10 protein-coding genes are annotated in these 9045 nt (G+C 38.6%); 7 read left to right on the forward strand and 3 right to left on the reverse strand.

What is annotated here, in order from left to right; translation table 11 throughout:
- Window positions 1–586: 586 nt before the first annotated feature.
- The 3 genes from E5A76_RS12830 to E5A76_RS12840 all read left to right on the forward strand — a co-directional run bounded on the left by E5A76_RS12830 (window position 587) and on the right by E5A76_RS12840 (window position 2881).
- The gene (locus E5A76_RS12830; protein ID WP_107259888.1) at window positions 587–2008 is read left to right on the forward strand and encodes a hypothetical protein; all 1422 of its coding nucleotides are present in this window, start codon (window positions 587–589) and stop codon (window positions 2006–2008) included.
- Between the two features lie 69 nt (window positions 2009–2077).
- Entirely contained in the window at window positions 2078–2434 is a 357-nt protein-coding gene (locus E5A76_RS12835; protein ID WP_107259886.1) for a hypothetical protein, read from the forward strand.
- 156 nt (window positions 2435–2590) lie between these two features.
- Window positions 2591–2881, forward strand: coding sequence for a hypothetical protein (locus E5A76_RS12840; RefSeq protein WP_161119167.1), 291 nt, complete (start codon window positions 2591–2593; stop codon window positions 2879–2881).
- Between the two features lie 122 nt (window positions 2882–3003).
- On the opposite strand, the gene E5A76_RS12845 is transcribed toward E5A76_RS12840, so the two are convergent.
- Entirely contained in the window at window positions 3004–4680 is a 1677-nt protein-coding gene (locus E5A76_RS12845; protein ID WP_161119168.1) for a hypothetical protein, read from the reverse strand.
- Window positions 4681–4927: 247 nt separating this feature from the next.
- Window positions 4928–5320, reverse strand: coding sequence for a hypothetical protein (locus E5A76_RS12850; RefSeq protein ID WP_161119169.1), 393 nt, complete (start codon window positions 5318–5320; stop codon window positions 4928–4930).
- A 348-nt stretch (window positions 5321–5668) separates the two neighbouring features.
- Here E5A76_RS12850 and E5A76_RS12855 point away from each other — a divergent pair, with 348 nt between their 5' ends.
- The 4 genes from E5A76_RS12855 to E5A76_RS12870 all read left to right on the forward strand — a co-directional run bounded on the left by E5A76_RS12855 (window position 5669) and on the right by E5A76_RS12870 (window position 7696).
- Window positions 5669–5839, forward strand: a complete 171-nt coding sequence (locus E5A76_RS12855) for a putative quorum-sensing-regulated virulence factor (RefSeq protein WP_316247332.1) — start codon at window positions 5669–5671, stop codon at window positions 5837–5839.
- Between the two features lie 30 nt (window positions 5840–5869).
- Complete coding sequence (locus E5A76_RS12860) at window positions 5870–6391, forward strand: leucine-rich repeat domain-containing protein (protein WP_161119170.1); 522 nt, start codon at window positions 5870–5872, stop codon at window positions 6389–6391.
- A 23-nt stretch (window positions 6392–6414) separates the two neighbouring features.
- A complete protein-coding gene (gene gloA2, locus E5A76_RS12865; protein WP_161119171.1) occupies window positions 6415–6798 on the forward strand; it encodes an SMU1112c/YaeR family gloxylase I-like metalloprotein in 384 nt (127 codons plus the stop codon).
- 109 nt (window positions 6799–6907) lie between these two features.
- On the forward strand, window positions 6908–7696 hold the full coding sequence (locus E5A76_RS12870) for a ParA family protein (protein WP_161119172.1): 789 nt from the start codon (window positions 6908–6910) through the stop codon (window positions 7694–7696).
- Between the two features lie 77 nt (window positions 7697–7773).
- On the opposite strand, the gene E5A76_RS12875 is transcribed toward E5A76_RS12870, so the two are convergent.
- Window positions 7774–8619, reverse strand: a complete 846-nt coding sequence (locus E5A76_RS12875; RefSeq protein ID WP_161119173.1) for a mechanosensitive ion channel family protein — start codon at window positions 8617–8619, stop codon at window positions 7774–7776.
- Between the last annotated feature and the right edge of the window lie 426 nt (window positions 8620–9045).

The raw sequence follows: 9045 nt of genomic DNA on the forward strand, positions 1-9045 counted from the left end.
CCCTAGGTTATTTACTAAGTGAATGAAATGAAGGGTTTCTGACGTTTGTTATTTTTGCCATTTCAAAAACCAAGTTACTACCTAAATCGGTTGATGTTCCATTTGCGATTCTGATTCAAAACAAACATTTTCCTAGTGCGCACTAATATAAAAACAAGTATTTTTTACCTTAATTATCAATGGTTTAAGTTGAAAATAAGCTTTGCAATTTAGATTTGTATGAGTAACATAGCTGTAAGAGCTGATAACCGATATCAAAAACAACTCCGCAAGGAGCAAAGCGTCGCTGGACTTTGCCAAGCGAAGCAGCAAAGTGCGCTATTAAACAAAAAAAGATCATTTTAAAGAAAAGAAAATAATACATATTAGTGATGATGTTCCAAATCTCATCGAACCATTGTAATCAAAGGGGTTGAGTGAGATAGGCTGGCATTGATATGTGCAAATTATTTAGATTTGGATTTTTACATATGTGCATTTTTTTTAGATGATCATATCCATGATATGTGAAATTTTTTTAGAAATACGTGCAATTCCATTTTGAGCTTCTCTTCACATGTTTTAATTTATAGGAGCGATATCTCGTATGTTGAAAAATAGTACCCCTGTCGAGTTCGAGCCAATGCTTGAAGAATATGAAGAGTTACTCGAAATCGAAGAAGATACCATTATGCCACCATCGATTATTAAGATTGATGACGATCATTTCAATGTTGTTAATGATGGCAGCACTTTTGCTATGTCTAACTATGTCATTGATGCACCATTTGCAATCGCACTGGATCGCAAGCACCTCAGTGCTCTCTCAATGCAACTTATGGATGTATCCCTTGCTGCGATGGATAAAAGACTTTACAAACTGAGAGCTAATGTTTTTGCAGATAAAAACTATGATACTGATGCGTCTAATCATACAGAAAAGGCTAAGGCAAATAGAAACTATAGGGTAGAGACTGCGAGAAGTGAGCTAAAACGACAGTTTAGAGATGAAGATTCAAGAACTATACGATTGACAAATGCTCACATAGCCTCAATCTTGAACGCGAAAAACAACTCAACCACCAACCTCAATACCACGCACACGGCAAATGCTATTCGATCTCTTATCGATGTGAAGCTTGCGCTCAAAATGTATGATGATGAGGATAAGTCTTATTATTTTGAGGACATTAATGTCTTTGAGAAAGTGATGATAGGCACTAACCCTACAGGCTCCAACAGAGATGCCTTTCTTGTATTTAGTTTGCCTTTTCTGGTGCATAACTTACACCCTGAGGACTATACCCGCTTTAGTCTAGGGCACCATTACAAACTCAAAAATGTATATGCCGCAAGAGTGTATAAGTTCTTGGTGTCAAGAGCCAAACGATCACGTTGGCGTTCAAGCCCAGAGCACGTTTTCTGTGTCCAGTTCAGCGTTTCAAATTGGCGTTCATATCTTGATCTAAATGAAAAGGTCAAAATAAAGCTTGGCACTCAAACTGAATTAGAAGCTTTCATCACAGACAAGGGGCTTGATAAGAGCGAATCAACAGTTCTGATTAAGAATGCCACCGATTTGTTGAGTTCAGATCTTCAATCTACATCAATGTTCAAAGAGTTGAAAACAGAACAGCTGACATCGGTATCAGCGGGCAAAAAAGTGTTGCTTACAAATGTGGGTATCGATGATGACAACAAGGTCATTCAAAAAAAAATAGCTCATAAAAGCGTTCTTGTGTACCGATCTCAACCCTATCCTCTGATAGCAAAGCTGAAAAAAGAAGTTTTTGAGAAAAACATCATGGGTAACATTAACGCTTTTTCAGAAGGTGGTATCAAGATTACAAGTATGGATTTTGTCAAAAAAGGTCGAAATGTAACCAGCATTAAAATCAATTATAAAATTGATCCTGTAATCCTTGGTTCTCAATATAATTTTAGTGATACCGATGAGTTACCAATGCCCGAAGAAGCATTAGAGGAAGTTCCATTTTCTGGCTGGGATGAAGGAGATATTCCGCTCTAAAAGTGGGGCAGATGGCGCTTCAAAAATTGATGACCTTTTTAAAATTTATTATTCTGATAAGAAACATATATGAATAATATTATTTCATCGAGAACAGGTAAATCTGTACAAGAAGAACATGATGACATTGCAGAAGCATACCATTACAACCAATCGATAGTTCAAAATTTGGTAATTGAACACTGCATTGAAAAAGGCTTCATTACATCAACTGATGTCACCACAAAGACAAAGAAGTTCTTGGTTCTCAAAGAGGCTATCGAGACAGCGCATCATGCGTTTAAATTAATTGATAACTTCGATGATACAAACATCACCACCAAGAATATTGCGGCTTGCTTTGAGTATAAGGACAAGTTAAAAGAACGCATTATCAGGGTGATATCAGATAGACTGCTGGTTAGTCTGCCAGATCTGAGACGATAGATACTGACTTATTACCAACCTATGCGTTGCATGACGTGTTAATCATGACATTAGTGCAACGCATCATAATGATGAGAAGATGCAATGCGCAATGTGGTATCCAAAGAGCTGCTTACAATTTTAGTGCAGGCGGAGCGAGTAAAAGGGCAGGGATACATGATTATATTTGCCAGCGCATTTGCCGCAACGCTATCGTATTCGATCTTTCCTTTTCTGCACGAAATTTGGTGGCCACGAGTGATCATTGGATTGCTTGCTGGTGTCGCAGCGTTCTGTGTTACAACGCTATTTTTCATCGTTTGGCTAGTTGAGTGGCGCACTGATAGAGCGTTAGCTCGCCTTCAACCATCAACTCAAGACATAGAAAAACTATTAAGTACGGGTATGTTGTTTCCATCAGAGCAACGCCGATCATTTGAGCGCTATTTAAATACGTTTAATTGCTAGTGAGTTGCGACTCTAAGTGGTGGCATCAAATATGATATGCTTTGAAAATTGTATACACATGTCAGCTCAAGTCTGAGTTAATACACTTTACCCCTCTTACGATCAACCAATTGTGCCCTTACCTACGGTCTGGGTGGTGATGGCGCTCTCATCCTTGCAGGATTGAGGCTTACCATTTCTTTAAACTTGTTGTGAATGTCTGTGTGAATGGCTTTACCCTCTGGTTTAATGTTTGGCATGGATTGCAGTTGTGTTTGGTTGCTATCGATCTGATCAAACAACGCATATCTCGCATCCTCGTTGGTGCTGCGAAATATTGTCAGAACTTGATTCGCGTTGGTAAATGCACTTCTGTTGTTCAATATGTTCTCAAACATGGAGCTGTATGCTGCCATAAAGCGATCCACATGCTCTGCAAGCTTTTGTTTGATGCTATCCAGCAGAGTTTCTTCTTGAGCCATTAAATCAGCGACACGAGCCTCACCATGTTTAATTTTCTCATCTATTTCAGAGGCTTGCTTGTATTTTTCTTTAAGCATGGCATAAGTGCGGTTAATCATGCTTTTATTGCGATCCAGTCTTTTGTCGAGATCTGCCAATTCATCAGTTTTTTGAGTGATTGAGGCTTGATGTAACATGTATTCCTCGGCTAGCTTGGCTTGGTACGCCTTGGTTTTCTCTGCGAGTTTGACTCGATGTTGAGCTACCTCTTTGTTCATTTTTATACGTAGATCATTGTTTGAGTTACTTAGTAATGCATTGAGATTGTACTCACGATCGGCTTTTGGCTTCTTTGCGTCTTCGTATTGTTCGTGGAATGCCTTGATTTTTCTGCTTCGTTTATCAGAAAAGCCGATGCTGAGGTCAGGAAAGTGCTTGCGAACATGCGCCATGAACATGTCCTGTATGATAATGCCTTGCAACTTAGAAGCAGCATAGCCGTTTACGGTCGTATCGATGTTCGTTACATGGTGGGTTTCATGCTCTTGTTTCCCAGCGTTCCATAACTGCACGTTAGTAGGATTGGCTGCTAGGTATGCGTTGGCTGCATTACGTAGCGTTACATTGAGGTTACGCTTCCCCGTTACACTGTCTTTCGTGGATAAAAATATATGTGGATGTGTGCCAGTGCTTGAGTTCTTTATGTGTTCGTCGTCGTGGACAACAACCAGCATTGGGTTGTGGTTCGGAGCGATCTCGGCGTAGAAGCTACGAATACAATCAGCCATTTGCTTGGGTTCGGTTTTAACACGGTGCTTGTGCGGGAACTTGAAAAAGGCTTCGTGAACACGGGCTTGGCGTTGGTCGGATGTACCTTCTACTTTTGATGCGAAATACATGTATTTATCGAGCATCCCCAACAACTGATTTTTGCGCTTAACGCCCTCAATATCATCAATGATTTCTCGGTAGTTTTTCGGCTTTTTAGCAGCAATATGCTTTAGTGCTTTAGCAACATACAAGTTGCCATCCGAAGTCGATTTAGCGATCTTTTGTTTCAGTTTGTACTCATACCGTTTGAAATTCGATTTATCTTCTTTTGTTGCGTTTGTCGAATCAAATTCGTCAGCTAAAACACTATCGATATATGCCATGCGTTTAGCTAGTGAAATGGAATTTAGACGCAATCCGTTAGGGTGTTTTTCATCAAAAATGAAGTTGCGATCTTGGAGTTCTTCTATCCATTCGTTGTGTTTGAATTCAGACGTTTTTACACGCAAAGAGTGTGCAAGTGTTTTGGCAAATTTGGCACGTTTTGAGTAGTTGGCGTGGCGGTAAATTACGGTGGTAAAAGCCATGAAAAATTTTAAAAGTTTTATGCGTCATGCGCTCTTGGGTCGAGGGTGGTAGCCCCGCCAGCAGTAGCTACTCATCTTTTGATTTATCAAAAGTGTGTAGGTACGTAGCTGGTTACTAACCCACACATGTAAAATCTGTGGGTTACATCTAAAAGGTTACAAATTCGACAGCTTTAGATCAAGATGGATACGAGTAACCGACCGCATCGCAAGCAGGGCAGCGATATTGAAAACCCGCCTAAACGTCTTAATAGGCATATGCATTGAACGTTTTTTCTTTCTCTTCCCACTGTTTTTTCTTTTCGTCAAATAATGCCGTCATCTTAGAGTTTTCTTCTTCTTCGGTAAACTGCTCACGCTTCGAAAGAGCTAATGCATAATATTCGTTACGAGCGCCACGTTGCGCAATATGTTTGATCAACCCTTTAATTGGATTATTGATATCAATTTCCTCACAAAAAACTGACTCAATCACATCGATGATTTTTTGCTTAAGTTCAACGTCGAGGTAAGCCCACATTTCGCTCACACTTTCGTTTTTTTCAATGCCAGTGCCCTGAATCAAACGACTTGAAAAAGCCTCACTCGTGCTGCCACCACCAAGTAAACCTTTAATGATGATTTCTTCGTAATGTTCCATTTTTTTAACTCATGGTGATTTCTTCACTGTGAAGAAGTTTTTGGTTGTAATGCTTAGGCTAACTTTCTCAGCTATGCCAAATAATGGTTCAGCAATGTCAATGTAGTTTTCATTAATTACTCACTGCTACTGAAGCGATAGTCACAGAGATTAGTTGGTATTGGAAGTGCCAAAAAAATAGCATACAGCTAATGGGTTGATCACAAGTAATTGATTTTAAATTGTTTGTTTGTTTTTTTGATTGGTTGAAAATGTGAACTTTGTCATCAAAATATTTGTTGTCAGTTATTCTTATATATCGGTTACTTTTGGTACATCAATGTCAATTACTAAACGTGCTCACAAATTGTGCGGCAATATAAAATAAAGAAAAACAAAAAAATCCTGAAGAAATCTGTTATTTTATGGCTTCAGAAGAAAGGTTTTCCAGAAGGAGAGCTAGGCACATTAATGGCATTGGCTTTAGAGTTTAAAATTGAAGGGTTAGAAAGCGTTATTCGTCCATTACGACGTGATTAATGCTTACCTTTAGACGTAAAAGAAATCGATATGAAAAAAATATTATTATCCGTTGTGGCAGTGTTAGGTTTTTCAACTCTTTCAGGTTGTGCGCAGCACTATGCCAATATCAGCGATATTCCTTTTGCTGATCCTAATTTTAAATGTTGCGTGATCCTGCAAGGTAAAGCTTATAGTGAGCAAATTACCGAGTTGAAATGTGAAGGTCAGCATATCGCCCAAATTAAAGAGCTGAGTAACTTTAGAAATCTAAAACAGTTAGATTTATCTCATAACCAACTAACCAAACTTGATGTAAGTGATAACCCACATTTAGAAGTGTTGAGCCTTGAGCATAACTTATTGAATAAGTTGAAAGTGAAAAGTAATAGCCAGTTAAAAGTGCTAAATGTCAGTTTTAATCGCTTAACGGATCTGAATATTAAAAAAAATAAACAACTGACGTATTTAAACTATGAAGGTAATCCATTGAAAAATGTCGATATTAGTCAAAACCCTCAACTGGTAGAGCCATATTCTGAAGTTTATATTAGTAATGGACCAAGCCAATAAGCAATGCAATAAGGAAAATCATCATGTTAAAAGGTATTCATCATGTTGCGATCATTTGCTCTGACTATGCGCGTTCGAAGCACTTTTATACACAAGTCTTGAAACTGCCAGTGATCAATGAAACCTATCGAGAGCAGCGCCAATCGTACAAGTTGGATTTACGTTTGCCTGATAATAGTCAATTAGAATTATTCTCTTTTCCTGATGCACCAACGAGGCCAAGTTACCCTGAAGCGCAAGGGTTACGACATTTGGCTTTTGTGGTTGAAGATATCCATAGTGTGGTTGCGGATTTAGAAGCGCAAGGTGTTGAGGTGGAAGCCATTCGTATTGATGAGCTGACAGGTAAAGCGTTTACTTTTTTCAGTGATCCAGATGGGCTGCCGTTAGAGTTGTACTCTCAATAATAGTGTCAATCTCCGTCTTATCTTTAAGAAGTGTTTGATTTTAACTAACAAATATATGCTTATGAGTGTATATTGTGTTGGTTGATAATTAAACGTTGGGAAGGGAAGGATGCGTAGCATTATATTTAATCAGAAAGGTGGTGTGGGTAAATCTAGTATTACCGTGAACTTAGCAGCGATCAGCGCGGCTCAAGGTCATAAGACATTGGTGATTGATCTTGATGTACAAGGGAACAGTAGTCATTACTTAGGTTATGACATTAACCAGAAAAGTGACAAAACCATAGCTGATCTTTTAAATCAAACTGCATCTTGGTTCTCAATGGCATCGCCTACATTGGATTACCCCCAACCTACCCGTTATGACAATCTATTCATCATTCCTTCTAGCCCCAAATTGGATAAATTAGAGTCAGAATTAGAGCGTCGCTATAAAATCTATAAGCTTCGTGAAGCCTTAGATGAATTAGAAAAAGAGTATGATCATATTTATATTGATACGCCGCCTAACTTAAATTTCTATACCAAGTCTGGCTTAATTGCTGCTCATAAATTATTAATACCTTTTGACTGTGACAGTTTCTCCCAACAAGCGTTAATTAACTTAATGGATAATTTAGCTGAGCTTCGAGATGATCATAATCGTGATTTGTCGTTGGAAGGTATTGTAGTGAATATGTTTAATTCTCAAGCTAACTTTCCTCGCCAAATAATTGAAAGTGTTAAAGAATTAGGTTTCCCCGTATTAGAGCCATATTTACCTCAGTCAATCAAAATGAAAGAATCGCACTTTCAGCAAATCCCCCTTATTCACTTTCAACCTAAGCATAAATTAACTGAGCAATTCTCAGCTTTATATCAGCAGTTAAATACAGCAGAGCAAGCAGTCAAAAGTTAATTGCAATGCTTTCTACCTAAGCCACTTGGGTAGAAATACCAAAAGGGCAGAGTGTTAATCTCTGCCCTTGTTGTTTTTTATTCTGCGTTTTGAGGAAAACGTTTTTCGTATTCTTCCATAAAGTCTTTTCGAATTTCTTGCTCTAAATGTGTCGCTTGTTCAGTTGGGCAAAATAGCATGAAGTGCACAATCTGCTCGCCATTTACGTTACTGCTAATATGAATGTGTGGTTCAGAACCAGGAAGATCGACACCAGCATGTTTTTCGATCACGCTATTATAGCGGCGAGCTACATCAATAAACTCTTCACAGTGATGCTCAATTTTTTTCTCAAGAACTGGAAACATTGGATAAAGGTTTACGAAGTTAGCCACCGCAATAGAAAAGTTATGGTACACATAGCGTTTCATAAAGTTGAGGTTTTTTACTGGGTAGGTAAAGAACATGCTATTAGGCAATGTGGCTGTTTTTCCTGTGTAGTGATATTGCCCATGGTGAAGATCGATTTCTTGGATCACGGTTGCCATCATATTGTGCTCGATCACTTCACCGCACAATTTGCCGACTTCAATCCAATCGCCAATTCGAAATGAACGTGAACTTGCTCGTTGGATTGAGCCTGTAAAACATAAAATGATCTCTTTTGATGCGACCACAATAGCAACGGCAATAGCGGTCACAGAGAGGGCAAACTCACTGATTTCGGATTGCCACAGTAAAAATAAGATCACAACAAGCAGTGTGAAGGTGCCGTTTTTTGTACGAGACATCCATTTTCGTTGCTCTTCAGAAAGAAAGAGTGCGTCACCGCGAATTGTTTTTAAGGTCAATTGGCGAATAAGCATGAAGCTCGCGATGATCAGTAGGCTAAGGATCAGTTTATGGCTAATCAAAAAACTGACAGCATCCATTATTTTGTTCATTTACTTCCCTTTGGTTGCATACATCAAACTTGCTCTATTCAAGTAACCTCAATCAAAGTGTTAGGTTCAGCGAAGCTAACTGCGTTGCTGATGTTAAAACGGTCGAGGTTATAAACAGTTATATCAAAAATCGAGCTTAGATATGTGAGAGAAAAGAAACTTTATGGGAGATAGATGAAAAAGGTAGAGCTCAAAAACGAAAAAAGGAGCAGTAATGCTCCTTTTTAAAATAGGGGGAATAGCGATTATTTATTATCACGCTTGTACAGTTCAGTGAAAGAACGTTGGTAAGCTACGGCGATTTTGTTGATGATTTTCTTAGTCATAGTCACAACCTGATACTGGATATAGTGGCGTAAAAGTAATAAATAAATTCGGTTTTAGAGGCGCTGTGCTCTCTTGTTGATGCGCATTATACGTATACCC

Source organism: Photobacterium lucens, from assembly GCF_009873615.1.
Taxonomy (GTDB): Bacteria; Pseudomonadota; Gammaproteobacteria; order Enterobacterales; family Vibrionaceae; genus Photobacterium; species Photobacterium lucens.